The sequence below is a fragment of the Methanocalculus sp. MC3 genome, from assembly GCF_054767395.1.
In genome coordinates, this window is the sequence record NZ_BAABMP010000005.1 from 267,927 (window position 1) to 292,751 (window position 24,825).

Genomic DNA, 24,825 nt, shown 5'->3' on the forward strand with positions numbered 1-24,825 from the left:
TTTCAAGCCTCCTGTGATTCTCTGTCTTCTTTTTTCGTGTAGATAAATTCGCGCTGGTGATAGTAACCCAGAACAAACTTTCCTTGTTCTTCCAGATTGAATGCCGCCGGGAATTCGGTAACTCCGGACAAAATCGCCTCCATCTGTTTATCGTGATACCTTCCGTCGGTCTTTGCGATATGATGCTGCGATAAATTCAGCAACGTTGGAAACACCAGTTTCGGGTTCGCCGAAGCCGATGCAAAAAAACGAGACCGGATGGTTGATGTGCCGTTCGCTTTCTGCTGCAATGCCTCCATCACAGCGAACAGCCTTCCAAGAGAATAGGCTGTATCTGTTGATTTTTGATTTAGACTCACTGTTAATTCCTCCATTTTTTCCGCCATGTTCTGTTTCTGATAATACCGTCTCAGATAAGCTTTCAGATATCCTACGCGAATAAAATCGATACCGTAATCATCGCCTGCCTCGGCACGTATCCTCATCAAAACAGCTGAATATACCGATGTCGGATACATATCTCCGGAGATGACTGCCCGAAACAAAGCGGTCTCATATGATGAGGGGACATTCTCCCACCATTTTTTACTGGACTTAACGGTAATACTTCTCAGAATATCCCCTATCGACACGATCCTCGTTTTGAGTTTCGCGGATTTCACCACATCCATATTTTCGGCATGTTCGCCCATCTTCAGAATAAAATTCTCAAGAGTGTCCTCATACCAGAATCTGATAGATGCCCGGGCGACATTTGGACCAAGACCCAGGATGTACGTCTTCACCTTAAAATCAGGATCGTTCACTGCCTGACCTGATCTGACTTTTTTCAGGATGTCAAGAATGTGCTGTTCGGTTAAGCGATCCGAAGTGTCAGATTCCTTTGGAGAATCTGCACCAAGTAGTGCCGAAATAAGAGATAAGGCCTTGCTGTCATCTTTCTTGTCTGTCCAGAATACAACGGTCGAATCCCCGATCTGGATCCTGCTGTCATTTTTAGAAAGAAGATAATTCAGAGCGGTCGTATATGCAAACATCGCTTTTTCTGAAACGGGTGCATTGTAACTCTGGGTTTTTCCATATGAAGTGACCGATGGAAAATTGAACCCGACGATAACACAACCCATCGGATTTGCGTCTGCCACTCCTTTGAGTATGTTATGTGTTTTTGCAAGAGGCTGATTCGAAAGTCCGGTAACCAGACACTGTCCGCGTTCTTCCGAGCAGGATGAAGCATTGCAATACGTCTCCCAGACGTTCTTTGCTTCGGATCGGTCGTGGATGTAGCCTTTTTCATCCGTGAGGCGGAACACGATGTTCCCGCTCTGATAGACCGGATGATCTGCCAGAATATCGAGAGGGATACCATCCACCCTGTTTTTGAGAAATGCGATTACCGCCCTGAGTCCGGCATCCTCGGATGAACCGATGATTTTCTGATAGGCATCATACGCACTGCGCAAACGTTCGGGTATCGGTTTCAGATTTTTCTCCTTTTTATCATACTCGAAACCAAGGAGATACTTCGCATTATCACAGAGGAAGTAGGGCGGCGGATTTTTTCCTGACCGACCGGATTGTTCCGGGACCCTCATCATCACCCGCTGTTTATTCTCAACCAGAGTGATAATGCCGTTAAAATTCCCGTTTCGGGACAATTCAATCGCATATGAACACGGCACACTCGAATAACTAGGCTGTGCAACTCCCGATCCAGGGTCCAAAACGAGATTGTCGTATAACTCACACAAGGCTGTAAGAATCATACGTTCACCTCTTTATGAAACGATTCCGGGATCGTAATGACACCTTTATGCATCTGCGCACGGAAAAATTTGGGCGTCATTTCATCGCTGAAATTAATATCGTAGAGCATCCATCCAAGATCCCGGTCTTCATCAATGGGGATCTTCGAGAGCGGTTTTTCCACCAGTTCAAATGAAACGGGAAACTCTCTGCATCCGAAATAAGGCTGGTGATGACACTGACCTTTCCGTGCCCTTCGGAGAAATATATTGTAATGTTTCTCTTCAGTGTCATCTTTGCCTGCCTTATTGGTCAGTTCAAAGTGAGCTTTGATAATGTACTCAACATTTTTGAGCATCAGGGTCGCCCGCTGCTGCCGGTCCTTTTGGGTGTTTTGATAGAAGGGTTCTGCAGACCCTTTTTCAGAAACAGTTTTCATTAATGAACCGGGATTTTTCATGATGGAGGAGACTTCATTTCGTCTGATATTGGAAAATGCGATCGGCTGCATGACCTGAATCTCATCGATCACCCAGCGGATGGCGGGTTTCCAATGGATCGCCTCCAGGATCCCCCGTGCTGCTGATGGGGTCATCACATCATAACTTACCCGTTCGACCTTCATTTCAGGCCGGGTAAAACATGCGTAATCTCCCCATACTCGTAATGTAATTCCGTAGATAGTATCACCTCCTTAAGAAACGAGAATAAAAAATAAAATTTTATTCAGTAAAAGTAAATTAAAACCAAGGGTATGTAAATATATCCTAATTACCTAGGATTTAGAGAATATAATCAAACATTTCCGGGTTTCCGGAAAGATGGATCCCTGTGTCCCGGGCGTAATATCGGCTTTGATTCTTCAAAACAACGAAGCTGTCGCCAACTAAGCTTAATGCGCCCTCGTCATTAAGGTGATCAAGGTCTTTTTTTCTCACGTTCACACAGTAGGGTGAGATCTTTCTGATAAAACTGCGGATGAAATCAGGAGAATAATTATTTATGAGTCTCTCCGCTCCATCGTCGAAGGGAATGATGACCGCACATCCGCTGTCGGATATCAGTTTGAATTTATCCGAAATATCGGCAAATGGAAATGCCGTTTCCGTGGTCTTGGTCTGAATTCCCTGTCGGCAAAGTCCGAGGATCTCTTTGTTGTCGAGCTGTTCTTTTCGGATATCAAAGATTTTAGAGAAGTATTTCGCTATCGTATCAAGAGACAGATAATCCTCGGTCTGGATACTGTGAGATATTTCTGCAGTCTGTTTTACATATCCAGCTCCGGAATGCGTTTGTTCGGGAGTGAAAATGTACACATTCCCGCTAGGAAGTTTACCTTCACGATTACATCTTCCTGCAGCCTGAGTTATTGAATCAACTCCTGCCAAAGAACGATACACGACCGGAAAATCGATATCGACTCCAGCCTCGATGAGCTGGGTCGAGATGACACGGCAGGGTTCTTTGTTTTTGAGTTTTTTCCGTATCGTTTCGATGACCAGTTTTCGATGCTTCGGACACATGTTTGTGCTTAAGTGCAGGGTATCTCCCGCTTCTTTCACCAGATCGTAGAGATCTTTTGCATGCTTTTTTGTATTAACGATGCAAAGGACCTGTTGTTCGGATTTGAGGCTGGAAGCGATTTCGTCTATTGTTTTATAACCGAGGTCGTATGCATCTGCCCGTTTCATTATCTTTGCAAGTTCCTGGTAGTTTGGAACGATGTTCCTGACCGATGTGCCTTTCGGGAAAACCTCGTTTTCTACAAAGTCAGGCTGGGTCGCCGTACAGAGAACTACGGTACAGTGATAATTGTTCACGAGTTCAGAGAGTGCATACATGCAGGGAAGGAGAAATTCGTTAGGAAGAGCCTGGACTTCATCTAAGATTATTACACTGTTTGCGATGTTGTGGACTTTTCTGGCCCGTGACGGGTGGGAGGTGAAGAGCGATTCAAAGAACTGAACATTCGTGGTGAGAATAAGAGGGGCATTCCAGTTTGCGGCTGCGAGTGAGAGATTTTTATTTTCTCCTTCCGGGGAGTCAGGTTCGACCGCAGTCCCGGTCGGAAGAACGAAGTTTGAGTGGTGTTCAACGATATTGTTCCGACCAAAAATATCGGCATAGACTTTGGCATTTTGTTCGATGATCGAGGTGAAGGGGATCGTGTAGATTATCCGGGTCTGGTTATTTTTTATGGCGTGTTTCAGCGCGAAAGAGAGGGAGGAGAGAGTTTTCCCTCCGCCTGTCGGAACGTTGAGAGTGAAGATCCCGGGTTCTGTTTGAGCTGCTTTGTTGCAGGATGTGAGGATGTCGTTTCGGATCTTGTCAAGGTCAGAGGCTACCTTGAACTCTGCCATCCGTGCATCAAGTTTGTTATTATATTCTCTCAACGAGGGAAACATTCCTTCCGTTACATATCCATCCCATCGTGCAGCATCAGTTCTGTCTGCATCGACCAGACAGGAGTAAAGGAAGTGGGTGTAGAGAAAAAGCGAGAGAGCGAATTCGCTTTCGAATTCGTTTTGATCGAGTTTGGATTGATCTTTCGGGAAGAAGGTTTGCGTGTTGAAAAAATCCGAGAGGTCCGGAAACGATTGGGAGATCTCGGTTTTCCATGCGGCAAATAATTCCGGGTCAGAGTTTTGGAGACGCTGAAATAATCCTGATGCATTGGCATTTCCGCGATTCGGCAGTCCGCCGTGGTGTCCCGCGATCACATAGGACATGAGATGATAGGCAAGCGATGAATGCAGATCCTGCTGTTTTGCTGCAAGAAGATAGGCAGTTTTCGCTCCGGCGGTCGAGTGATCCGTCTGAATGTTTTCTCCTCTGATGCGTTTCTGGAAGTCATCGGAGTATTTGCCTATATCATGGAGCAAACCGCAGGCTTCACCTATTTCCCTGGTGGTGAAGGTTTCCGCATATGTTCCGGCAAGAACGGATACGTTTGTCAAATGATCGAGAAGGGTTTGAAATTTTGTTTGGTCTTCATTACATCGCGCATAGTATTCGGTCATCGTATCAGTCTGGAATGTTCTTCTTTTGCATCGCAGTGACGAAATAGTTATGCAAAAAAAAAATCGCCAGTATCTGTAATTGGACGGCATTCTATCATAATTACCAAGATACTTTCATGTTTTTTCATCCCGTATTATCAATTAATGAACCCGGATGATTATCTCATGGTAAGCGGGATCCAGCATTTTGCATTCTGCCCGCGCCAGTGGGCACTGATCCACGTAGAACAGCTCTGGGCGGAAAACGCACTCACATTTTCGGGAAAACTCATGCACGAAAAAGCCGACGATCCCTTTTTTGTGGAGGCAAGAGGCGATATCCTTGTTTCCCGCAGTATCCCGCTCGTATCCCACGATTTGAAGATCTATGGTATTGCAGATGTCGTAGAGTTTCACCGGTCTTCATCCGGGGTAACCATTCCAAACAGGGATGGATCATGGATAGTTGTCCCTATAGAATACAAGCGGGGTAAGAAAAAGGAGGATGACTGTGACGAGGTCCAGCTCTGCTGTCAGGCGATGTGTCTCGAAGAGATGTATGGGACAAAAATTCCCAAAGGTTATCTGTATTACGGAAAAACCCGGCACCGAACGGAGGTGATCTTTGACGAAGAATTACGGGAGCATGTCGTTTCCCTTATCCGGGAAATGTATGCTCTCTACGAAAACGGGATCACGCCCGCCGCCGAACTGAAAAATCAGTGTACCAGTTGTTCGATCCGAGATCTCTGCGTTCCAGTCATATCTTCACGAAAAAAGTCCGTTGACCGATATCTTGATTCAGTACTCCAGGAGTATGCTCATGAGAAAACTGCGTAATGTTTTGTATGTGACAAATCCAAAGTCCTATCTTTCGCGGGATGGGGAGAGTATCGTCGTGTCCGTTGAGAATCAGGAGCTTGCCAGAGTTCCGATCCATAATCTGGAGGGGGTCGTATGTTTTGGTTTTATGGGAGCAAGTCCTGGAATGATGGCGCTTTGTACGGAAAATGATGTGGGTATGTGTTTTGTTTCGCCATATGGAAAGTTTATGGCGCGGGTCGGCGGTAAGGTTTCGGGAAATGTCCTGCTTCGCAAACGTCAGTATGCCGTTTCAGATGATGAGGATGCGTCGAAGAAGATCGCGGCATATTGTATACTTGGGAAGCTGATGAATTGCCGGACGGTTCTTCAGAGATTTTCCCGCGATTATCCTGATATGGTGTCGGGTGAGTTCGAGCGGAATTTCAAACGGCTGTCGGAGGGGATCCTCGAAATACGTGCCGGGACCTGCGGTTCGCTGAATGAACTGAGAGGGTTTGAGGGAATATTTACGAAGTATTATTTTGATTGTTTCGATGATCTGATTTTGTCGACGGAGCCGGAGTTTTCTTTTGAGAACCGGTCGAGGCGTCCGCCTCTGGATCGGGTGAATGCTTTGCTTTCATTTTCCTATACGCTGATCGCTGCCGATTGTGCATCTGCTCTGGAATCGGTGGGTCTTGATCCGCAGGTGGGATTTCTGCACAGGGTCCGTCCAGGGAGGCCGAGTCTGGCTCTCGATCTGATGGAGGAGTTCCGTCCGTATCTGGGGGACCGGTTTGTGCTGAGTCTCATCAATAATCGTGTGGTGAAGGCAGGTGATTTCAGGGTGAAGGAGAACGGAGCGGTTTTGCTGACTGATGATGCACGAAAGACGGTTCTGCAGGCATGGCAGAAGCGAAAGAAGGAGGAGGTAATGCACGGATATCTGGAGGAGAAGATTCCGATCGGTCTTTTGCCGTATGCCCAGGCAATGCTTCTCGCACGATCCCTCAGGGGAGATATCGACGGGTATCCGCCGTTTGTGGTGAGGTGAGAGATGTTTGTTTTGGTTACATATGATGTGAATACAGAGACGCCGGAGGGAAGACGTCGGCTTCGTCAGGTCGCAAAGATTTGTAAAAATTTTGGGGTGAGGGTGCAGAACTCGGTGTTTGAGTGCGTGGTGGATTCAGTACAGCTGATGGATCTGAAGTTCAAGATAGGAGAGGTTATTAATCCTGAGACGGATAGTGTCAGATATTATAATCTCGGAAAGCATGGAAGGGAGCATGTTGAACATGTGGGAGCAAAACCGGGTTTGAATGTGGATGATGCGCTGATTTTTTAGATTTTTTTTCGCGAAGGGGTTGTGCACATGATTTTACCGGGGAGTTCGCGATGTCGCAGATTTTTGTTTTGTTTTTAAGTTTGGTGAAGATATCGAACAATTCCAATGGAGCCTTCAGCTTTGCGTGTGGAAATTTCTCCTGATGAGGGAGGGAGAGAATTATATGCGTGTGGTTATCGTATATTAGAGTTAGAGTCGTGCCCCCCGTGGGCACGTGGATTGAAATCAGCAGTTGGCCGGCAAAGAGTTCGGCGCTTGATGTCGTGCCCCCCGTGGGCACGTGGATTGAAATACGACAGATCCCCTGCTGCACCTGAGCCCCAAAGGTCGTGCCCCCCGTGGGCACGTGGATTGAAATACCCCCTTTCCGCGTCCTCCATACGGTGGCGGTCGTGCCCCCCGTGGGCACGTGGATTGAAATAAGCAGGTGGGATATAACGCATTAAAGACCATGTCGTGCCCCCCGTGGGCACGTGGATTGAAATAGGAAGCAACTCCCGTACAGATCGCGGGTGATGTCGTGCCCCCCGTGGGCACGTGGATTGAAATCGCGCTTCTGGTCGAAAAGAATCATCAATGGCTTGTCGTGCCCCCCGTGGGCACGTGGATTGAAATGTGTGTCCCCGATATACGATACCGAAGATGATGTCGTGCCCCCCGTGGGCACGTGGATTGAAATAGGAAGCTACCCCTGTACAGATCGCGGGCGATGTCGTGCCCCCCGTGGGCACGTGGATTGAAATTGGAGTCCGCTTTGACTCCCGTTATCGGCGATGGTCGTGCCCCCCGTGGGCACGTGGATTGAAATTCCTCCTTTCCGGGTGTTACATACTGCGGCAATCGTCGTGCCCCCCGTGGGCACGTGGATTGAAATACGCGCACCCGGAACCGCCGCACTCGGTACGCTGTCGTGCCCCCCGTGGGCACGTGGATTGAAATAAAATCTACCATAATCTATTCCTCCTTCTGTGGTCGTGCCCCCCGTGGGCACGTGGATTGAAATTAGGATGGTATGGCTCTGAAAAAGTGGAGGAAGTCGTGCCCCCCGTGGGCACGTGGATTGAAATAAACTACTGGAAGATATCGGAGATAAAATCTCGTCGTGCCCCCCGTGGGCACGTGGATTGAAATCCGGCTCGGCTCCGGCGTTGCCTGCGTCCGGCGGTCGTGCCCCCCGTGGGCACGTGGATTGAAATTCCCTCAATCCCGAAACGCTCCCGTGTATAGCTGTCGTGCCCCCCGTGGGCACGTGGATTGAAATTCCCTCAATCCCGAAACGCTCCCGTGTATAGCGTCGTGCCCCCCGTGGGCACGTGGATTGAAATAGGGGTCAGGTAAGACGTATTTTGTCAAAAACAAGTCGTGCCCCCCGTGGGCACGTGGATTGAAATTTGTCGAATAAAATCATCAATGGCTTGCTTTCCGTCGTGCCCCCCGTGGGCACGTGGATTGAAATATGGTCGATAATCGGGCGGTCGTTGTGGTGCTCATGTCGTGCCCCCCGTGGGCACGTGGATTGAAATGTGGTTGTTGACGATATTATACAGGGTGCTTGTGTCGTGCCCCCCGTGGGCACGTGGATTGAAATAACAGTATCAGCCCACAACCCTATATGCTCCGAGTCGTGCCCCCCGTGGGCACGTGGATTGAAATGTTGCTTGCGGTGAGCTTGATATCATAATAACGTCGTGCCCCCCGTGGGCACGTGGATTGAAATAACCCCCCGATCCCGTATGCCGCGTCCCGATAGTCGTGCCCCCCGTGGGCACGTGGATTGAAATTCCGGTGGGGGGACAGAGGATTACACTACAAGTCGTGCCCCCCGTGGGCACGTGGATTGAAATAAAGACAGGCACAGGTATGATGTGGCGGTGAAGGTCGTGCCCCCCGTGGGCACGTGGATTGAAATATCGCAGAGGTTGCTGCAGAGGGGAACATCAGGTCGTGCCCCCCGTGGGCACGTGGATTGAAATATCCCGGTCTATTACATGGCGATGTATCCAGGTCGTGCCCCCCGTGGGCACGTGGATTGAAATATGAATTCGACGACCCGGATATACGGGATCCGGGTCGTGCCCCCCGTGGGCACGTGGATTGAAATACAGCTGATCTCCTCATGAATCACAGGGGCGGTCGTGCCCCCCGTGGGCACGTGGATTGAAATTCTGAGTTTTTGCCAGTCTACCATAATCTATGTCGTGCCCCCCGTGGGCACGTGGATTGAAATATCTGTCATAGTCTCAACCTCCTCTGGTGGTTGTCGTGCCCCCCGTGGGCACGTGGATTGAAATCATACACGATCTCTGCAATACCGTCTCTGACGTCGTGCCCCCCGTGGGCACGTGGATTGAAATGTTTATAAATGGGTCGATATTGATGATCTTTTGTCGTGCCCCCCGTGGGCACGTGGATTGAAATTGAACGATGCCTGCACCCCCTGCAACAGCAGGAGTCGTGCCCCCCGTGGGCACGTGGATTGAAATCATCCGGCCTCGGTGTCGAATGGCAGCAGGTGGTCGTGCCCCCCGTGGGCACGTGGATTGAAATGTACCTCTCCGCTGCGTGTGATCTCGTGTGCGTAGTCGTGCCCCCCGTGGGCACGTGGATTGAAATTGAGAGTGTGCCATCTGCTTTCGCATTACCGGTCGTGCCCCCCGTGGGCACGTGGATTGAAATAAAAGTGGTTTACCACTTCACCCTAGATAAATCGTCGTGCCCCCCGTGGGCACGTGGATTGAAATGCTTATTTCTGCCAATCATCAGGGAGAGTATCGTCGTGCCCCCCGTGGGCACGTGGATTGAAATATCAATACCGCTCGGTGGAGTCCATGATGTAGGTCGTGCCCCCCGTGGGCACGTGGATTGAAATGATTGCGCTGGCAGTTGATGGGATTGAAGACCTCGTCGTGCCCCCCGTGGGCACGTGGATTGAAATGTTGATCGTAGATGCAGATCTCGATTTGGCAGGTCGTGCCCCCCGTGGGCACGTGGATTGAAATTATCTACGCACACCAACGAGAGATTTGGTGAAGTCGTGCCCCCCGTGGGCACGTGGATTGAAATAGCCCCGACGACCAGATCATCACTATCAACGAGTCGTGCCCCCCGTGGGCACGTGGATTGAAATAATCGGTTGTTATCGATTGAATTTTCAATTTTGTCGTGCCCCCCGTGGGCACGTGGATTGAAATTCGTAGTACGACACCCTTTCTCCGGTCGAATAGGTCGTGCCCCCCGTGGGCACGTGGATTGAAATTCATGAGGTTCTGTTGTGATCTGATCGTGCCGGTCGTGCCCCCCGTGGGCACGTGGATTGAAATTTCTCCGATCAGTGGTATTAACTGATCTTCCGTCGTGCCCCCCGTGGGCACGTGGATTGAAATTTCGGGGCGGGTGCTGGTTCTGGTTCCGGCGTGTCGTGCCCCCCGTGGGCACGTGGATTGAAATTGCCCATGCATCTTTGCGCGGTTTTGGGGGGACGTCGTGCCCCCCGTGGGCACGTGGATTGAAATCGATATCCCGATCATAAGACCGGGAAAGTAAAAGTCGTGCCCCCCGTGGGCACGTGGATTGAAATTTGCCTATCCTGACCCTCCTATATTCACTCCAAGTCGTGCCCCCCGTGGGCACGTGGATTGAAATTTTGATAGACGCCTCCATGAAATCCTGACACCGGGTCGTGCCCCCCGTGGGCACGTGGATTGAAATTTCGTCCACCAGTCCGATCAGCCCGGTTAATGTCGTGCCCCCCGTGGGCACGTGGATTGAAATCCTGGAGATCTTGATCCTACTGCCTGCCAGATCGTCGTGCCCCCCGTGGGCACGTGGATTGAAATTTTCCGGGATCTCTGTGTGGCCGTTCTCGTTGTCGTGCCCCCCGTGGGCACGTGGATTGAAATACCGGTGGCACCCGTTGCTGCAGGGCATCGAGGTCGTGCCCCCCGTGGGCACGTGGATCCAAAGAATAGCCAAATCCTTCCACCCCTGTCCCCCTTTTCGTGAATTGAGTTTGCGGGTTGGACGCTGAAAGCGGTCGACCTCAGCCGAGCAAACCGAGGGTTTGCGAAATGGTGGGTTTCGTGTTGGGGGACAGGGGAGGGAACGATATCATTCCCACCATTTTTTCATTCATTATATTTTCGTGTTTTAGTATTTTTTTCGTGAGTTTCGTGTGATGCCCGCCGCTCTCACCCCTCCGCCATATCACATTCCGTAATCAGCATCTCCTGCGTCAAAACACCGTCGATCTCCCGATCAAGGGCCCGCAGCTTCGCTGTCAGATACGTCGTCTCATCGATCAGACGCCACTCCGGAAGAGCTACATTCAAACGGATAGGGGGCCAGCAAATATGATGCTTTGATGGGGGATGTTCAGCCGAGCATGTCGATAGACATGCGAGCATATCTTTGATTTACAATCCGGTGTAACACGGTCAGCGGTGGAGATATCTTATTAATCCAAGTATTCCAGTGGTTTTCCATGGAATCCAAAACATATTCCATCTTTTCCAACCGGCAATTCCAGAATTTCCAGTGGCTTTCCGTGGATTCCAAAACATATTCCATCATTTCCAGCGGATATTCCCAGGTTTTCCAGGTGGAAGATCAAATTTATATCCCAACTACGGGGAGAGAGGGCTTCTTCTGCCTGAAATCGAGTGAGAATTTGACACTTATCGAAGCTCTTCAAACCTATCGGAAAAAGGACTCGATTGAGAAGATATTCAACTCACTCAAGAACGGGATCGAGATCAAACCATTGCGCGTATGGACTGATAATAGCATTTATGGCGCTCTAATCATTGGGTTTATCGCACAGTTGTTTGTCTCCCTGATCCGATTTGAGATCCCGGAACTGAAGCATACATCAACAAAATTCATCAAAACGGCGCTATTGAATTTGACAGTTACGGTTGATTCGTGGATGAGGAAGACAAAAAGGTTCATTCACTCCAATTTTGATGCCATTAACACGATGGTTTTACGGCATAATTGGGCAGTTACATGAAATTTTGATGGAAAAATCGTCAACTGTCAAATACAGTTTCCTGATGAAATTCTGGAAATGTTAGATCCCGATATTGGATGCCCTTATTGGGTGGCTGAACCCAAAGTGGCAAACTTAGGCTCCCGGACAGACCAAGCATCCCCTTATACATTCAATCTCATAAAATAGGCGTTTTAATGGATCATCAATCTCCATAATCTCTACAAAATGAGAAAACGAAAGAGAGCCAATCAGTTTTTCAGGAGGAATTCTCATTTGGGGGGACGGTGTACCCTCAATTCGTATAATAAAAGGATTTTGATCATCCTCAGCCGATGAGCATATTGACAAATAGTGATCTTTTACAGACTCTGGAAGCAGTGAGCCAACATCGGGATAACGATTGTAAAACAGGACATATCTTGACAGTTCCCTCTTGTCGCAGTTTTTCAGGCCCCTTTAAGAACTCCCTATCTCAAACTCAGTAACGGTCTGTCCGAGACGTTCAATCTCCTCCTGCGCTTAAAATGAATATTTCAATATCAGAGTTACAAATAACGACCTTTACGAGCTCCGATAACGAAAAGAGCGAAGATAAGAGTGGACTCGTCGTGATTCGAACACGAGATCTTCGCCGTGTGAAGGCGACGTCATAACCAGCTAGACCACGAGTCCCGGTACTCTTATTCTATTCTTCATTCTCGGGGATAAGGCTTTTCAAAAGGAAACCGGTCGGGCGAGCCGGAAAGAACGAGGGGAGAGCAGACCCTTCAGAGCGGGGTATACTCTCCGCGGTCACCTCGCTCAGGTACAGACCTGATCCAAGCCACCACTCATCATGCACCCCCACAGACCACTGTTGCGAAGATGGTGCATGCCGATGCTATCGCAGAGGCGCTCATGAAAAAGGAGAACATCGCCCTCAAGGCGTACCGGGATGTGAAATGGATATACCCGGCTCTTGAGGGGTTCGAATCAGAGAATAGAGAGTGTGCTGCTGGGATCCGGGCACATAAGGACTGGCGTTTAGAAACGCGGACCGAGGAGCGGAGGCGATCGGTGATCGGGACAGTACCGGAGGGATTCCTGGAGGAACGGTGGCGGCGATTATGAGGATCTTTGGGGAGGATGAGGGATTAAAAAAACTCAATAATTCGCCCGATATCAAATCTAAGCCTTAGGTTTACGATATTGTTATCTCCTCTGAAGCCAGGTATAACGTATCCCCTTGATTAAAAATAAAAATAGGGCGAGGTGAGAAACTATGGTACGTAAAGCAAAGCAGGATGAGAAGAAAGATGCTGCCAAACAGCAGGCCACCAAACACGAGGAACAGGCAAAGCAGCATCAGGAGCAAAAAGCCCAGGAACAACAGATCCCGGAGCAAAATGAACAGCAACAGCAGATTGAACAACAGGTTCTGCAGGAGAGTGGACATCAGAAGAAAGCAGAGCAGGTTGCCGAGCAAAATCAGCAAAAGGTGGAGAAATAACCGTATCTTCCCGAAAGACAACAGGGTGTTCCGGGTGCTCACATTCTATACTTCATGCTCGGAGATAAGACTTTCAAAAGGAATCAGCGAAAAAAAAGGGCAAGCCGGAAATAAAAAGGTGAGAGCATGACCCTCAAAGCGGCGTATACTCTCCTGTCACTTCGCTCAGGTACACCCCAGACCCGAGCCACCACTCATCATTCACCGGGAGGACATACCCGATCTTCAGCTCCTCGCGGTTCCCTTCATCGGGGTTTGGCCAGATGAAGACGACAAAGCCGCCACCCTCCCCGGCAGTTGTGGCAAGGGCTTCGATATTCCGCATCCCGTACATATCCACACGACCATACAGGTTTGATCCGATCTTCTCAGGGAGATAGGGATGCCCGATCAGGGTGCCGTCATACGTGTATGCATAGAGATAGTGGCCATTGGCATTCACAAACCGGCCACTGAGATCCGAGATCTCAGCAAGGGCCGCCTCATCCCCTTCCGAGAGGGCATACGCGGCCCCGTCCCCGACAAGATCAATCATATCGCCGACAACCCCGGGATACCCTTCACCGGGACTGAGATCGGCGAGGGCAACACCGGATCCGATCCACCAGCCCTCGCCTGCCGGGAGGACGTACCCGAGCTTCGGCTCATAGGTTGCATATGCCGCCTCATCAATTCCGCCCCCAGAGGGCTTCGGATAGAGGTAGGTGATGAATCCGCCGCCCCTGGCCGCGACATCCCGACCCATCCGGATCACCGGCAGGCCCCTGCTGTCTGTCCAGCCGGATCGGTCAAGCCCGACACTGCCCGGCTCATAGGGGTGGGCGAGCAGGACGCAGTCATTATCATAGGCATAGATGTACCAGCCGTCATGAGTGTACTCACCCAAAGGATCGCCAAATGCGGCCAGTGCCTCGTCTTTCCCGGCACCTGCCGCATATAAAACCGCATCCTGCATGGACGACTCCAATGTCGCCATTACCATTGCAGCATATCGATCCTCTTCAGTTGGAGAAGTGAGCTCATCGCCGGGGGATTCAACCACGGGTTTCGCACCCTCTTCAGCAACACAACCCGCACAGGCGAGCAGTACCATAAGGCAGAAAAACAGACCCATAATCCAGCATTTCATTAAGAATGGTTCAATGAGAAGAGAGAAAAAGATAACGAATGCGAAAAGAAGTGGAAAATGCATCGACCGGGAATTGAACCCGGGCTATTGGCTTGGAAGGCCAAAGTCATACCACTAGACCATCGATGCGATGCGTCTTTTATGTTCTCGTTGAAGAGATTTAAGGATTACGTAATTGCATCCCAACCGGGATGGGAAAAGAGGGGTTACCAGCCACCCCTGATCTCCTCATTCAGCTTCTCTAATGCCGCAATCCGCTTCTCAAGAGGCGGGTGGGTCGAGAAGAGCTCCATTAAGGACTGCCCCGAGAGGGCAGGGATGATGAAGAAGGCGTTTGCACCCTCCACCTCCTGCTTCTTCTGCCGTGGCACAGCATCCATCCTGTTGCTGATCTTCATCAGTGCACTCTGAAGCGCCTTTGGATTATTGGTGATATATGCTGCACCACGATCTGCGGTGAACTCGCGGTACCGTGAGAGCGTCCGGATCAAAAGCGTTGCCGCCACCCAGACCAGGATCGCAACGATCCATGCGATGATCCAGGGATTCCCATCCCGCCGGTCAAAGAGAGAGGCAAAAATGGCGTTCTGGACGATCAGTGCCGCAACCATCGCCAGGAAACTGGCAATAGTCAGGGTCATCACGTCACGGTTCTTGATATGCGAGAGTTCGTGTGCAACGACCGCCTCAAGCTCCTCCTTTGAAAGAATCCGCATGATCGAATCAGTCACCGCAACAACCCCGTGCTTCGGGCTCCGGCCGGTTGCAAATGCATTCGGCACCGGAGACTGCATGATCGCAATCCTCGGTTTCGGGAGATCGGCTGTTGCACAAAGCCGTTCAACCATCCGGTGAAGTTCCGGGTACTCGTCTTCGGCAACCACCCTTGCACCGGTACTCATCAGCACCAGCTTGTCTGAGAAGAAGTACTGTGAGAAGGCCATCACAAAGGCAATACCTATCAGAAGCTGAAGGGACAGCCCCAGAACCGCCTGTAGCACGGTGAGGAAGATGAGGTACACGAGGAGCAGAAGTGCCCAGGTGAAGATCATCCTCATGGTGAGGCCATAGTCGCGCTTCCATTTCATACCCTTATCTTTGCCTTTCGCCTTCATAATACCTGCGAACAAGACCATTCACAGTACCATAAATCAAGAGAATATTAGTAAGATCAGCGCACCTAATACGATTGAGGAATCAGATGCAACTCGATGAAGTGACGATCAGCAGGGCAATACTGGAGACACATGCGGAGATCTTTTCGAGATACCTCGATCTTGACATCGCCATCGTCGGCGGGGGTCCCTCAGGTCTCGTCTGTGCCGCCCTTGCTGCAGAAGATGGGAGGAAGGTCGCCATCATCGAGAAGAAACTCTCTGTAGGCGGGGGAATGTGGGGAGGCGGCATGACCTTCCCGCGGATTGTGGTCCAGGAGGAGGGAAAACGGCTCCTTGATCAGTTTGGGATCAGATCAAGGGCATACAAACCCGGCTACCATGTCGCATCATCAGTAGAGTCTGTTGCCAGATTAACCGCAGCAGCCTGTGATGCGGGGGCAGAATTCTTCAACCTTACCTCGGTTGAAGATGTCGTCATCAAGGGGGACGGACGGGTATCGGGCCTCGTCATCACCACATCACCGGTTGAGATGACCGGGCTCCATGTCGATCCGCTCACCCTTGCAGCAAAAGTGACCGTCGATGCAACCGGCCATGATGCCGTCGTCGCCAACTGCGTCCTCAGGAAGGGAGGCGACATCACAATCCATGGAGAGAGTTTCATGTGGGCAGAGCGGGCAGAGACTAATATCATCAGCCATACCCGCGAGATCTTTCCGGGCCTTATTGCCTGCGGCATGGCAGCAAATGCAGTCGCAGGCGAAGCGCGGATGGGACCCGTCTTCGGCGGGATGCTCCTCTCAGGAGAGCATGCAGCCATCCTTGCCAGGGAAGTGTCTGATCGGATGTGAGGGAGGAATGAGACGATGGAATCGATGGAACAGGATATGGACGAAGGGCTCGCAGATCTCGCCTTTGGCATCTTTACAATATACTTTGGAAAGGCTATGGAAGCAGCAGAGAGACCCCTCTTTCTGCTTCTCTCCAATGAAGATGAGCTCGTAACCTGCTGCCAGAAGACCTTTGCAGAATTCGGCGGGGAATACCCAGAGCTTGGGGATACGATCCGATCGAGTATCGGGGGATGTGACGAGATCTGCTGCCTCTACCAGATGGGGGAGGGCATTCTTCCATCAGAGACACATAAGATGCACTGGATCATCCAGGATGCACCCGGCATCCATCCCGATGCCGTCAATGCAGAAGATGCGGGAAAATGGCTCATCTTCCTCGCACGGGATCAGGCAGATGCCATCTGGTCACTGATCCGGGATGCAACATGGGAAGGAACCCTCGGCATCTCGGCAAAGGTGAGCACCATCAAAGAGAACCCGCAATCACGTGATGAACGGCTTGTCATCTATGTCTATACGAGCGACTGGAAAGACATTGATGAGGTGATGCGGGTGCGGGAGAAGCTGAAAACCTTTGGGATCACCGATCGTATCGGGTACAAGCGGAATATCGAAACCTTTGCCGGAGAGTACAGCTCTGCCGGGAAGAGAGTCACGTACTACAACGCGTAAAAAATAAAAGATGAGCGGAAGAGATTATGCCTTCCGTTCCTTGTTCTTCGTTCTGAGCTGGTTTGAACCGCATTTCCGGCAGGTAGATGCGCGGATTGCGTTTCGGGCATTGCATTTCATGCAGACCTTGACATTGAGGAGTCTTGCTTCAGCTTCTGGAAAACGTGCCATAGTAAACACCAAGAGATATGCTTCTTATAAGTGGATGTTCCGACCTCTTAACCATTGTTGTATTCAGTCCATCGTGGAGGCGAACCAGTCCCGGAAAAGAGCGAGGGCTTTTCCCCTGTGTGAGACAGCGCTCTTCTCGGAGAGAGGATATTCAGCAAGCGAACGGCCTCCCAGGAGGAAGATCGGATCATAGCCAAACCCTTCACTCCCACGTGGCTCTTCGAGGATCTCGCCATCAATCCTGCCAGAGAAGGTTTGTATCCCCTCCTCCGATGCATATGCGATAACAGTCTCAAAATATGCCGACCGATCCAAAACCCCGTCCATCAGCCTGAGGATGCCGGGATTGCCGATCGTCTTCATGCAGTATGCCGCACAGGTGCCGGGAAAGCCATTCAATGCCGATATGAAGAACCCTGTATCATCAACAATCAGAGGCCTCTTCAGCTGATCCCATGCAGCCCTCGCTTTCCCGGAGGCAACTGCGGCGACCTCATCATGCCGGATCTCGGGGAGATCGAGATTCACATGCTCGATCTCGGCAATACCTGAGAAGAACGAGGCGATCTCATCTGCCTTGTGAAGGTTGCCGGTGACAGCGGTGATGATCAGAGATACCGCCCCCGCAGCTCAATCTCATGCTCCCTGACCAAAACATCATCCGCTCCGGAAAAGGTGCTCCGGTACCCCTTCACGAATGCCTCCTTCAGCTCCTCTGCATCCTCACGGGTACTCTCGAGCGTCTGGAAGATTACATGGAGATCGACACCACGCGCCTCTATCTCGGAGGTGATCTGCGAGAGCCCGAAGTCGATCAGGACGATCTGATCGCCTCTTTTAATCATATTGCTCGTTGTCAGGTCACCATGTGCGATTCCGCCGGAGTGAAGTTTCCCGATCATTGCACCGGCCATCTCCGCAGAGGACCGATCAAGGGCATACTTTAAGGTCTCACCCTCGATCAACTCCATGACGATGGTATCTTCAGTCAGATCTGTAATCACCGGAGTAGGCACACCGGCGCGACGTGCAGATGCAATGATCCGTGCCTCGGCACGGGTCCTCTCCCATATCAGTTCGGCATCAAGGACAGGGTGGCGGTATCCCTTCTTCAGGCGATATTTCCGGGCAACAGCGCCGTTGAGATCAACCTCGGCTTCAGCTCCACGGAGCAGCTGATCGGCCTCCTTTCGATCAAAGATAGACCCGGCTTCATTCCTCCAGGTTACCTCCACCTGATCGGACCGGTAACACGGGTTCACACCGGATGCAGGGACAGAAATCGTCTGCCCGCTCTCGAGCATGATCCTCCCGGTATAGGCGATCATCGCCCCATTGTCTCCCATGTATTTCCGCTCGGGAACAGCAAATGATGCGCCCCGTTCTTCGCACATGATCCTGAGCATCTCCTGAAGCCGGGAATTCACACCGACACCACCAACCAGGATCGCCTGATCCTTGCCGGTATGGGCAAGTGCCCGCTCCGTGACCTCCACACACATGGCAAACGCCGTCTCCTGAAGGCTGTAACAGACATCGGGAAGAGAGGCAGGGGAATCTTTTGCAGCGGAAACAAGCCCGGAGAAGGCAAGATCCATCCCCTTCACCGTGTAGGGGAGGGGGATATAGGATCCTTTCTTTGCAAGATTCTCGACAATCGGCCCTCCCGGATGGGGAAGATTGTGATGGCGTGCAAACTTGTCAAGGGCATTGCCTATCCCGATATCAAGGGTCTCGCCGAAGATGCGGTACCTTCCATTGAGGTAGCCGAGCACCTGCGTATTCGCACCGCTCGCATAGAGCACAATCGGATCATCATATCCTGTGGCAAACCGCCCTATCTCGATATGTGCAACACAATGGTTGACACCAATAAGCGGAACCCCGAGACGGAGCGCCAGTGAGCGTGCAGCAGTACCAACAGTCCTGAGGCATGGGCCAAGGCCGGGACCCTGTGAGAACGCAACACCGGTGATCTCATCTGCATCAGCAAGAGCAGATGAGATCACATCCTTTAACACAGCTGCATGATGCCTTGCCGCTTCCCGCGGATGAATCCCTCCCTGTGGAGGCGAGTACGCAGAAGACGACAGGCTGACAAGATCATCATCAAAAACAGCGGCACTGAGGTTCCATGCAGTCCCCTCAATACCCAGTACCTGCCCTACATGAGGCATGGATCAGTTACTTGTTGAATTCGGTAAAACCACACTTGCCGCAGGATACACGGTCAGAGTGTGTGGCAAGAAAAACACCGGGTCCGCAGCGGGGGCAGTGGCGTTTCTGTGAAACTGCCTTGTCACCCTCGATTGCATAGTGCTTGTAACGACCATCAGCCATTATTACTCCTCCGCTTCTGCCTTTGGCTGGCCACGGGCGATGAGGTACTCGCGTTCCGTCCGATCACGGGCTTCCGGTGAATCGTAGATTCTTGCAAGGCCCTTTCCGACACATGAACCATAATGGGTCTTGATCGAATCAAGTGCCATCTTCTCCTCGTTCGCATTCAGAAGAGCACCGAGCTTTCCAATGATCTCTTTCCTTGACGGAGTTGCGCCGTCAAACGTCAGGGTGAACTCCACCTCATTTCTCAGCAGGAGTTCGTTTCTGGTATTGGCTGTTATCTGAATATCCATCGGTATCCCAGAATTATTATCATGGTAGTTATTTAATACTGGCGTTCTCACTGGTGAAATATGAGAGGAGAACCTGTGCCTCTTCGCGGGCAGCGTCATCAATCTCCCTGAGGACAACCCCCTCACCCGGCTGTCCATAGAGGACAAGAGCACCGAGGGGGGCTGCAATAACCAGTGGAATCACCGCAAGATCCTCCTCGCCGTCAACAAATACAAGAGCAGGAGGATCTGCAAGGGCACGGCGAAGCCCGGAGATCAGATCGGGGGTGATCATTCCGGCAGGATTAGTCACCCTGATGTGGCTTGCGCCCGCATAAAGAGGAGTTCTGAGAAAAGGTGAACGCATTGTGTATCCATCGATAACTGCGATATCAGGATAGATGCCGCGCGAGAGAAGAGAGTCTGTCACCACATCCCCGACGGTATACACCACTCTTCCGGAGAGGAGCGGTATAACCTCGCTCATATCCGGGAAGAGGATTCCAAACGGTCTCCTGAAGAGATCGCGGAACTCATCCTGAAGACGGAGCATCAACGAACCTTCAGAGCATACCTTCCGGGAAGGTCGATGTTCATCTTTTCTGCGATCTCAGATTGTTTTGGATCGATGATGACGACATACCCCTGCCAGTCTGTCGAGAGATTGGAGTCGCCACAGATGATACAGGACTCCTTATCCGAATCAAGCACCCTGTGGCACTGCCTGCATACCTTATCCTGTTTCTTACGCGCGGGCATCTGCATTCCTCTCGGCAACCTGCTTCGTCTGCTCGTCTTCAAGCCACTGCGCGGTTCCAAGACCTGCCTGCCGCATCGTCAGTCCAATCTTGCTCTCACGGGGCTCACGCTCATTTAATGAGAGGGAGACGATACGTGCCCTGACAATATCCCCGACACCGATCGTCCGGTTCGTCTCCTGGCAGACGAGCCGTGAATTCTTCTCATCGTGATTGATATAATCATCTGAGATCTGGCTCACATGCAGCATTGCATCGATTGGACCAAGGCTCACAAAAGCACCGAATCCTGTCGTTTCGACAACAATCCCCTCAACAATCTCCTGAAGAGCGATCCGGAGCGCAAGTGCCTCGAAATTGACATCATAGTACACCGCACCATCACCGGGAATAATCTCACCCTCTCCAATCTCATCGATATCGGTGACGACGATGAAGATCCCGATCTCCTTATCTATACTCCCTTCGAGCTGTTCCTGGAGAACATCCAGAAGAACAACACTGAGATCCTCACCAAGGCGGTGGGCAGGAACCCGTACCTTATCGGCTAGTTTCAGCTTGTAATACATATCCCATACCTACTTTCTGATCAATTCCAATCGTTTCTGATTTCTTAATACTATTACCGCGATCCCCTTTTGAAGGAGGAGTTCTTTTAATTTTCTGTCATTTGTCAGAACCGGTACAGCGAGAGATTCAGCCTGAAGGGCAACAATCTCATCGACAGGTGCCATGACATCAGATGGCGGAAGAACCCTGCATTCCCGGACAAGGGCAAGTCCGAAGCGGGCAGCCGCCGCAGATTTTCCCCTGCCTTGCGAGAGCGCCCGCAGTTCATTCACCACTTCTGATGGAACAACCGGTTCAAATGCACCAAAGATCTCCTGCAGGCAGGAGAATATATCCACACCTGAACGGGAGGGGATCAGCAGGGCATTTGTATCCAGGAGGACACTTACTCTGTCAGAACCCCCATTCCGATAAGCCGCCATCGTCCACCTACCTGCCTTGAGATCGCAATCCGGGATCCAACCTCTGCACACACAGGGCGTTTCAGGACCACTTCGACGGAATTCTTCTTTGTTCCGGTAACAACACCCACAGTCACCGCAGTTCCAACAGAGAGCATCAGGGGTTCCTTGTGTTTCAGCGGTTCGATCACCTGCTCGGAAGTGGCACCGACAACCCGCTCCATCAGGGTGACATCAAATCTGAGTTTCTCCCAGACCGGCGGGAGCCTGCCCGGGTGTCCTGCAACCTGCCCGACAAGGGTGTCGCTCTTTGTAATCGCCGGATCGAGTTTCGTCCCGATACCGGTAAGGCCACCAGGTGTTGCCACGGCAATCTTCTTCGAGCCCATATGCATCGAGCTGATCTTCGTCAGGATAGGCTCCCACTTCGTCTTATTCTCGATGGTATGCTGGCGTCCGGGACGGATCTCGATCTCTTCGCCATCATGGAGCAGACCCCTGATGAGTGATCCGCCGATGACACCGCCACGAATATCCTTCCATCGCGAACCCGGTTTGTTGATATCAAAGGAACGCGCGATTAAAAGGACGGGAGGACGATCGGGATCACGATCGGTATCGGGAATATTCTCATTCAAAACTGCGATGAGTGAGGAATAATTGATCCCTTTCTGCGCTGAGACAGGAATGATTGGTGCATTCTCTGCAACAGTGCCCTGGATGAATTTCTTTATCTGCTTGTAATTCTCAAGCGCTGCCTGCTGGGTAACCACATCGATCTTGTTCTGGACAATGACGATGCGCGTAATCCCGGTCAGCTCAAGTGCCATTAAGTGCTCTTTTGTCTGTGGCTGCGGGCAGGGTTCATTGGCTGCAATGACGAGCATTGCACCATCCATTATGGCAGAACCGGACAACATTGTTGCCATCAGGGTTTCGTGCCCCGGTGCATCCACAAAGGAGACCGAACGGATGGGTTCTGTTTTCCCACCACAAACCGGACATTTCTCAGATGCAGAATACGCATCCTCCTCGGGACAGGTGAGGCAACGGTAAAATGTTGCATCAGCATAGCCGAGGCGGATCGATATCCCCCTCTTCAATTCTTCACTATGGCGATCGGTCCATGTGCCGGTTATCCCCGAGACGAGCGTCGTCTTCCCGTGGTCGACATGGCCGACAACGCCTATATTGACACTTGGTATTGTTGGATCATGCAAAGAAACTCAAACCTCCTTAGCCTATATAATCGTTCTTCTCATAGATAATATCTCAGTGCCTGAGTGTTCCCTCATCGCTGATGTACCGCTCTTTTTCAAGCCCCATGGAATACAATGTATGTCATTACCATGAGGGTTTTTCCGAAATAGTAATATTGTTGCATGCAATAGATACAGGTAGGAACGCATATGACCGGAGATTCAGAATTATCCCGAATTGGAATATCACTCCCAAAGAACCTGCTTGACACATTTGATGATATTATAAACATGCGTGGGTACTCATCCCGGTCCGAGGGGATCAGGGATGCGATCAGGAGCTATATCACCTACTACCAGTGGATGTCTGATGTGAAAGGGGAGCGTCAGGGTGTCATCACAATGGTGTACGATCATGAACACCGGGGCCTGATCCAGACACTCACCGAGATCCAGCACGAATATATGACCGTGATTCAGGCATCCCTCCACTCTCATGTCACCCACGATCGCTGCCTTGAAGTTATACTGGTCAGGGGCGATGGCGGGGATCTCAAGAGCATTGCCGAGCGGCTGATGGCACAAAAAGGTGTGGAATCCGTCAAACTGACAACGATTCCGGTAAAGGATAAACTCTGAAGATTATCCCCCGCCTTCACAGGCACCATCAACATTAAGCCAGGCACTCTCTGCAGCGACTGTCTCACGGAGACGCTCTTCAGTAATGGACTCCCGTGCATCTTTTTTCACTTTTACCACCTTCCCCTCCCTCAGCTCAACCGGAGTGAGGAGATCGATTCTGTAGAGGAGATCGGTTGTGTCGATGCAGCCAAAGAGGACACCCCCAATCTCTTCTATCCGGGTAATTGTTCCAACTGTTCCGGTCCTCCCGTACCGTACCGCCTGTCCCGGGATGATCTCTGTTGCCATACCGGGTTTCTCGATTTCAAAGCGGATAAAAGTATTGACTGTACCGACTCAGATCAATACCCGTTGCAGGAGTTTTACTATCCTCATGGTGCTCGCCTGAGGCTCTCCGGGCGAAGGAACGGGGATCGGATCTCCCTTCAGCGCAGAGAAGATAGAAGAGAGGGATCTCCCCATCGACGGACCGTATCCGCCTTCAAGCACAAGGGCAACCGGCAGATCGAGTGCATCGGTGATGGTCCGTGTCAGTATGCCAAAATCCCGGGGTGCAAGATGCATACCGGCAAGCGGATCGTCGCTGAGACCGTCCTGCCCCGAGGAGATGATCAGGGCATCCGGCCTGAACCTGAGAATTGCAGGGATGAAGACATCCCTGAGAAGAGAGAGATAATCCAGAATAGTGCCACCGGGCAAAATCGGTGCATTCAGGTTATAGCCTTTCCCGGCACCTGCGCCGATCTCATCGATCCACCCGGTTCTTGGAAAACTGTTGCTCTGGTGGATTGACATCACAAGGACACGATCACTGGTATAGAATGCCTTCTGGGTCCCGTTCCCGTGATGCACATCCCAGTCCAGAATAGCAACCCGATCACACTCTTTGAGGAGTGAGGCAGCCGCAATTGCCGCACTGTTGAAGAGGCAGAATCCCATTGCACGATCGGGTTCGGCATGGTGGCCGGGGGGGCGGACCAGTGCAAATGATCGCTCGCCATCCATGGCACGCTCAGCAGCATAGACGGCAGAGCCGGCAGCATATGAAGCCACCTCATATGAATGTGAGGTGACATAGGTATCGGGATCGATGAACCTCACACCACCAAACTCCGAGAGCTGGGAAATCATCCTCACATGAGCCGGAGTATGAACGAGTTCAAGTTCCTCCACTCCGGCCAACACGGGAGGATGGATCAGAACGCCTTTTGGAATACACTCATGGAGGGTATCCAGCCGGAGAGCACATTCCGGATGATTATCGAGGTGGTGGAGGAAGAATATCTCCCCCGATACTGCTGAGGTTTTCGGCATTACGAT

Annotated in this window: 27 protein-coding genes, 2 tRNA genes, 1 pseudogene and 1 CRISPR repeat array; of the genes and pseudogenes, 9 read left to right on the plus strand and 21 right to left on the minus strand. The window is 51.2% G+C overall.

Features of this window, described 5'->3' with window-relative positions:
• Positions 1-2: 2 nt before the first annotated feature.
• The 3 genes from cas8c to cas3 all read right to left on the minus strand — a co-directional run bounded on the left by cas8c (position 3) and on the right by cas3 (position 4,766).
• Positions 3-1,766, minus strand: coding sequence for a type I-C CRISPR-associated protein Cas8c/Csd1 (gene cas8c / locus ACYUBO_RS10280; protein WP_460374132.1), 1,764 nt, complete (start codon positions 1,764-1,766; stop codon positions 3-5).
• Positions 1,763-2,428, minus strand: a complete 666-nt coding sequence (gene cas5c / locus ACYUBO_RS10285) for a type I-C CRISPR-associated protein Cas5c (protein WP_460374785.1) — start codon at positions 2,426-2,428, stop codon at positions 1,763-1,765. Before cas5c ends, cas8c begins: the two co-directional genes overlap by 4 nt.
• A 100-nt stretch (positions 2,429-2,528) precedes the next feature.
• Positions 2,529-4,766 carry a CRISPR-associated helicase Cas3' gene (gene cas3, locus ACYUBO_RS10290; protein ID WP_460374134.1) on the minus strand — a complete coding sequence of 746 codons (2,238 nt, stop codon included), beginning with the start codon at positions 4,764-4,766 and terminating at the stop codon, positions 2,529-2,531.
• Between the two features lie 144 nt (positions 4,767-4,910).
• Here cas3 and cas4 point away from each other — a divergent pair, with 144 nt between their 5' ends.
• From cas4 to cas2, 3 genes are read left to right on the plus strand one after another with little or no spacing between them, the layout of a single operon-like run.
• Entirely contained in the window at positions 4,911-5,585 is a 675-nt protein-coding gene (gene cas4 / locus ACYUBO_RS10295) for a CRISPR-associated protein Cas4 (RefSeq protein WP_460374137.1), read from the plus strand.
• Complete coding sequence (gene cas1c, locus ACYUBO_RS10300) at positions 5,569-6,603, plus strand: type I-C CRISPR-associated endonuclease Cas1c (RefSeq protein WP_460374140.1); 1,035 nt, start codon at positions 5,569-5,571, stop codon at positions 6,601-6,603. Before cas4 ends, cas1c begins: the two co-directional genes overlap by 17 nt.
• A gap of 3 nt (positions 6,604-6,606) precedes the next feature.
• Positions 6,607-6,897 (plus strand): CRISPR-associated endonuclease Cas2, encoded by a 291-nt coding sequence (cas2, locus tag ACYUBO_RS10305; RefSeq protein WP_460374143.1) that lies wholly within the window; start codon positions 6,607-6,609, stop codon positions 6,895-6,897.
• Positions 6,898-7,091: 194 nt separating this feature from the next.
• Positions 7,092-10,860: a CRISPR direct-repeat array (repeat unit 32 nt; unit sequence GTCGTGCCCCCCGTGGGCACGTGGATTGAAAT).
• A gap of 224 nt (positions 10,861-11,084) precedes the next feature.
• Here the strand turns inward: cas2 and ACYUBO_RS10310 are convergent.
• Both ACYUBO_RS10310 and ACYUBO_RS10315 read right to left on the minus strand, forming a co-directional pair.
• Positions 11,085-11,225 (minus strand): hypothetical protein, encoded by a 141-nt coding sequence (locus ACYUBO_RS10310; RefSeq protein ID WP_460374146.1) that lies wholly within the window; start codon positions 11,223-11,225, stop codon positions 11,085-11,087.
• 125 nt (positions 11,226-11,350) lie between these two features.
• Positions 11,351-11,506: a hypothetical protein gene (locus ACYUBO_RS10315; protein ID WP_460374792.1), complete on the minus strand. Its 156-nt coding sequence runs from the start codon at positions 11,504-11,506 to the stop codon at positions 11,351-11,353.
• A gap of 18 nt (positions 11,507-11,524) precedes the next feature.
• Here ACYUBO_RS10315 and ACYUBO_RS10320 point away from each other — a divergent pair.
• A pseudogene (locus ACYUBO_RS10320) lies at positions 11,525-11,905 on the plus strand (IS1634 family transposase); the annotation flags it as partial.
• Positions 11,906-12,485: 580 nt separating this feature from the next.
• Here ACYUBO_RS10320 and ACYUBO_RS10325 read toward each other — a convergent pair.
• Positions 12,486-12,559 (minus strand) — tRNA-Val (locus ACYUBO_RS10325).
• 192 nt (positions 12,560-12,751) lie between these two features.
• Between ACYUBO_RS10325 and ACYUBO_RS10330 the strand changes: the two genes are divergently transcribed.
• Positions 12,752-12,997, plus strand: a complete 246-nt coding sequence (locus ACYUBO_RS10330) for a hypothetical protein (RefSeq protein ID WP_460374149.1) — start codon at positions 12,752-12,754, stop codon at positions 12,995-12,997.
• 151 nt (positions 12,998-13,148) lie between these two features.
• Positions 13,149-13,376, plus strand: a complete 228-nt coding sequence (locus ACYUBO_RS10335) for a hypothetical protein (RefSeq protein WP_460374152.1) — start codon at positions 13,149-13,151, stop codon at positions 13,374-13,376.
• A gap of 133 nt (positions 13,377-13,509) precedes the next feature.
• Here ACYUBO_RS10335 and ACYUBO_RS10340 read toward each other — a convergent pair whose 3' ends face one another.
• The 3 genes from ACYUBO_RS10340 to htpX all read right to left on the minus strand — a co-directional run bounded on the left by ACYUBO_RS10340 (position 13,510) and on the right by htpX (position 15,593).
• The gene (locus ACYUBO_RS10340) at positions 13,510-14,505 is read right to left on the minus strand and encodes a cache domain-containing protein (protein WP_460374155.1); all 996 of its coding nucleotides are present in this window, start codon (positions 14,503-14,505) and stop codon (positions 13,510-13,512) included.
• 58 nt (positions 14,506-14,563) lie between these two features.
• Positions 14,564-14,634: transfer RNA gene (locus tag ACYUBO_RS10345), tRNA-Gly, on the minus strand.
• Positions 14,635-14,711: 77 nt separating this feature from the next.
• The gene (htpX, locus tag ACYUBO_RS10350) at positions 14,712-15,593 is read right to left on the minus strand and encodes a zinc metalloprotease HtpX (RefSeq protein WP_460374158.1); all 882 of its coding nucleotides are present in this window, start codon (positions 15,591-15,593) and stop codon (positions 14,712-14,714) included.
• Between the two features lie 113 nt (positions 15,594-15,706).
• Here htpX and ACYUBO_RS10355 point away from each other — a divergent pair, with 113 nt between their 5' ends.
• Both ACYUBO_RS10355 and ACYUBO_RS10360 read left to right on the plus strand, forming a co-directional pair.
• On the plus strand, positions 15,707-16,474 hold the full coding sequence (locus ACYUBO_RS10355) for a sulfide-dependent adenosine diphosphate thiazole synthase (RefSeq protein WP_460374161.1): 768 nt from the start codon (positions 15,707-15,709) through the stop codon (positions 16,472-16,474).
• 15 nt (positions 16,475-16,489) lie between these two features.
• Positions 16,490-17,149, plus strand: coding sequence for a putative phosphothreonine lyase domain-containing protein (locus ACYUBO_RS10360; RefSeq protein WP_460374164.1), 660 nt, complete (start codon positions 16,490-16,492; stop codon positions 17,147-17,149).
• Between the two features lie 24 nt (positions 17,150-17,173).
• Here the strand turns inward: ACYUBO_RS10360 and ACYUBO_RS10365 are convergent, their stop codons facing one another.
• The 10 genes from ACYUBO_RS10365 to ACYUBO_RS10410 all read right to left on the minus strand — a co-directional run bounded on the left by ACYUBO_RS10365 (position 17,174) and on the right by ACYUBO_RS10410 (position 22,884).
• The gene (locus ACYUBO_RS10365; RefSeq protein ID WP_460374166.1) at positions 17,174-17,320 is read right to left on the minus strand and encodes a 50S ribosomal protein L40e; all 147 of its coding nucleotides are present in this window, start codon (positions 17,318-17,320) and stop codon (positions 17,174-17,176) included.
• Between the two features lie 63 nt (positions 17,321-17,383).
• On the minus strand, positions 17,384-17,932 hold the full coding sequence (gene rdgB / locus ACYUBO_RS10370) for an RdgB/HAM1 family non-canonical purine NTP pyrophosphatase (RefSeq protein ID WP_460374787.1): 549 nt from the start codon (positions 17,930-17,932) through the stop codon (positions 17,384-17,386).
• Positions 17,929-19,497, minus strand: coding sequence for a bifunctional N(6)-L-threonylcarbamoyladenine synthase/serine/threonine protein kinase (locus tag ACYUBO_RS10375; RefSeq protein WP_460374169.1), 1,569 nt, complete (start codon positions 19,495-19,497; stop codon positions 17,929-17,931). Before ACYUBO_RS10375 ends, rdgB begins: the two co-directional genes overlap by 4 nt.
• Positions 19,498-19,504: 7 nt before the next feature.
• On the minus strand, positions 19,505-19,660 hold the full coding sequence (locus tag ACYUBO_RS10380) for a 30S ribosomal protein S27ae (protein WP_300329903.1): 156 nt from the start codon (positions 19,658-19,660) through the stop codon (positions 19,505-19,507).
• A gap of 2 nt (positions 19,661-19,662) precedes the next feature.
• Positions 19,663-19,956 (minus strand): 30S ribosomal protein S24e, encoded by a 294-nt coding sequence (locus ACYUBO_RS10385; protein ID WP_300329905.1) that lies wholly within the window; start codon positions 19,954-19,956, stop codon positions 19,663-19,665.
• A 28-nt stretch (positions 19,957-19,984) separates the two neighbouring features.
• Entirely contained in the window at positions 19,985-20,488 is a 504-nt protein-coding gene (locus ACYUBO_RS10390) for a GTP-dependent dephospho-CoA kinase family protein (protein WP_460374173.1), read from the minus strand.
• Positions 20,488-20,694 (minus strand): transcription elongation factor subunit Spt4, encoded by a 207-nt coding sequence (gene spt4, locus ACYUBO_RS10395; RefSeq protein ID WP_300329911.1) that lies wholly within the window; start codon positions 20,692-20,694, stop codon positions 20,488-20,490. The genes ACYUBO_RS10390 and spt4 overlap by 1 nt, the downstream gene beginning before the upstream one ends.
• Positions 20,681-21,262, minus strand: coding sequence for a DNA-directed RNA polymerase (locus ACYUBO_RS10400; RefSeq protein WP_460374176.1), 582 nt, complete (start codon positions 21,260-21,262; stop codon positions 20,681-20,683). The genes spt4 and ACYUBO_RS10400 overlap by 14 nt, the downstream gene beginning before the upstream one ends.
• A gap of 9 nt (positions 21,263-21,271) precedes the next feature.
• On the minus strand, positions 21,272-21,685 hold the full coding sequence (locus ACYUBO_RS10405; protein ID WP_460374179.1) for a type II toxin-antitoxin system VapC family toxin: 414 nt from the start codon (positions 21,683-21,685) through the stop codon (positions 21,272-21,274).
• Positions 21,649-22,884 carry a translation initiation factor IF-2 subunit gamma gene (locus tag ACYUBO_RS10410; protein WP_300329920.1) on the minus strand — a complete coding sequence of 412 codons (1,236 nt, stop codon included), beginning with the start codon at positions 22,882-22,884 and terminating at the stop codon, positions 21,649-21,651. Before ACYUBO_RS10410 ends, ACYUBO_RS10405 begins: the two co-directional genes overlap by 37 nt.
• Before the next feature lie 189 nt (positions 22,885-23,073).
• Here ACYUBO_RS10410 and nikR point away from each other — a divergent pair, with 189 nt between their 5' ends.
• A complete protein-coding gene (gene nikR / locus ACYUBO_RS10415) occupies positions 23,074-23,502 on the plus strand; it encodes a nickel-responsive transcriptional regulator NikR (RefSeq protein ID WP_300329923.1) in 429 nt (142 codons plus the stop codon).
• A gap of 3 nt (positions 23,503-23,505) precedes the next feature.
• Here nikR and ACYUBO_RS10420 read toward each other — a convergent pair whose 3' ends face one another.
• Together ACYUBO_RS10420 and ACYUBO_RS10425 are read right to left on the minus strand one after the other, a co-directional pair.
• Entirely contained in the window at positions 23,506-23,793 is a 288-nt protein-coding gene (locus ACYUBO_RS10420) for a DUF2098 domain-containing protein (RefSeq protein WP_460374184.1), read from the minus strand.
• A gap of 48 nt (positions 23,794-23,841) precedes the next feature.
• Complete coding sequence (locus ACYUBO_RS10425; protein WP_460374187.1) at positions 23,842-24,819, minus strand: histone deacetylase family protein; 978 nt, start codon at positions 24,817-24,819, stop codon at positions 23,842-23,844.
• Positions 24,820-24,825: the final 6 nt, after the last annotated feature.

Bases quoted from the DNA above. Each gene is read 5' to 3' on its own strand.
- ACYUBO_RS10425 (WP_460374187.1), bottom strand. From the start codon at position 24,819: ATGCCGAAAACCTCAGCAGTATCGGGGGAGATATTCTTCCTCCACCAC.
- ACYUBO_RS10360 (WP_460374164.1), top strand. From the start codon at position 16,490: ATGGAATCGATGGAACAGGATATGGACGAAGGGCTCGCAGATCTCGCC.
- ACYUBO_RS10385 (WP_300329905.1), bottom strand. From the start codon at position 19,956: ATGGATATTCAGATAACAGCCAATACCAGAAACGAACTCCTGCTGAGA.
- ACYUBO_RS10330 (WP_460374149.1), top strand. From the start codon at position 12,752: ATGGTGCATGCCGATGCTATCGCAGAGGCGCTCATGAAAAAGGAGAAC.
- ACYUBO_RS10365 (WP_460374166.1), bottom strand. From the start codon at position 17,320: ATGGCACGTTTTCCAGAAGCTGAAGCAAGACTCCTCAATGTCAAGGTC.
- spt4 (WP_300329911.1), bottom strand. From the start codon at position 20,694: ATGCCCGCGCGTAAGAAACAGGATAAGGTATGCAGGCAGTGCCACAGG.
- cas8c (WP_460374132.1), bottom strand. From the start codon at position 1,766: ATGATTCTTACAGCCTTGTGTGAGTTATACGACAATCTCGTTTTGGAC.
- cas1c (WP_460374140.1), top strand. From the start codon at position 5,569: ATGAGAAAACTGCGTAATGTTTTGTATGTGACAAATCCAAAGTCCTAT.
- ACYUBO_RS10380 (WP_300329903.1), bottom strand. From the start codon at position 19,660: ATGGCTGATGGTCGTTACAAGCACTATGCAATCGAGGGTGACAAGGCA.
- ACYUBO_RS10400 (WP_460374176.1), bottom strand. From the start codon at position 21,262: ATGTATTACAAGCTGAAACTAGCCGATAAGGTACGGGTTCCTGCCCAC.
- cas3 (WP_460374134.1), bottom strand. From the start codon at position 4,766: ATGACCGAATACTATGCGCGATGTAATGAAGACCAAACAAAATTTCAA.
- ACYUBO_RS10390 (WP_460374173.1), bottom strand. From the start codon at position 20,488: ATGCTCCGTCTTCAGGATGAGTTCCGCGATCTCTTCAGGAGACCGTTT.
- nikR (WP_300329923.1), top strand. From the start codon at position 23,074: ATGACCGGAGATTCAGAATTATCCCGAATTGGAATATCACTCCCAAAG.
- cas2 (WP_460374143.1), top strand. From the start codon at position 6,607: ATGTTTGTTTTGGTTACATATGATGTGAATACAGAGACGCCGGAGGGA.
- htpX (WP_460374158.1), bottom strand. From the start codon at position 15,593: ATGAAATGGAAGCGCGACTATGGCCTCACCATGAGGATGATCTTCACC.
- ACYUBO_RS10340 (WP_460374155.1), bottom strand. From the start codon at position 14,505: ATGAAATGCTGGATTATGGGTCTGTTTTTCTGCCTTATGGTACTGCTC.
- cas4 (WP_460374137.1), top strand. From the start codon at position 4,911: ATGAACCCGGATGATTATCTCATGGTAAGCGGGATCCAGCATTTTGCA.
- ACYUBO_RS10375 (WP_460374169.1), bottom strand. From the start codon at position 19,497: ATGCCTCATGTAGGGCAGGTACTGGGTATTGAGGGGACTGCATGGAAC.
- ACYUBO_RS10335 (WP_460374152.1), top strand. From the start codon at position 13,149: ATGGTACGTAAAGCAAAGCAGGATGAGAAGAAAGATGCTGCCAAACAG.
- ACYUBO_RS10355 (WP_460374161.1), top strand. From the start codon at position 15,707: ATGCAACTCGATGAAGTGACGATCAGCAGGGCAATACTGGAGACACAT.
- ACYUBO_RS10420 (WP_460374184.1), bottom strand. From the start codon at position 23,793: ATGGCAACAGAGATCATCCCGGGACAGGCGGTACGGTACGGGAGGACC.
- ACYUBO_RS10405 (WP_460374179.1), bottom strand. From the start codon at position 21,685: ATGGCGGCTTATCGGAATGGGGGTTCTGACAGAGTAAGTGTCCTCCTG.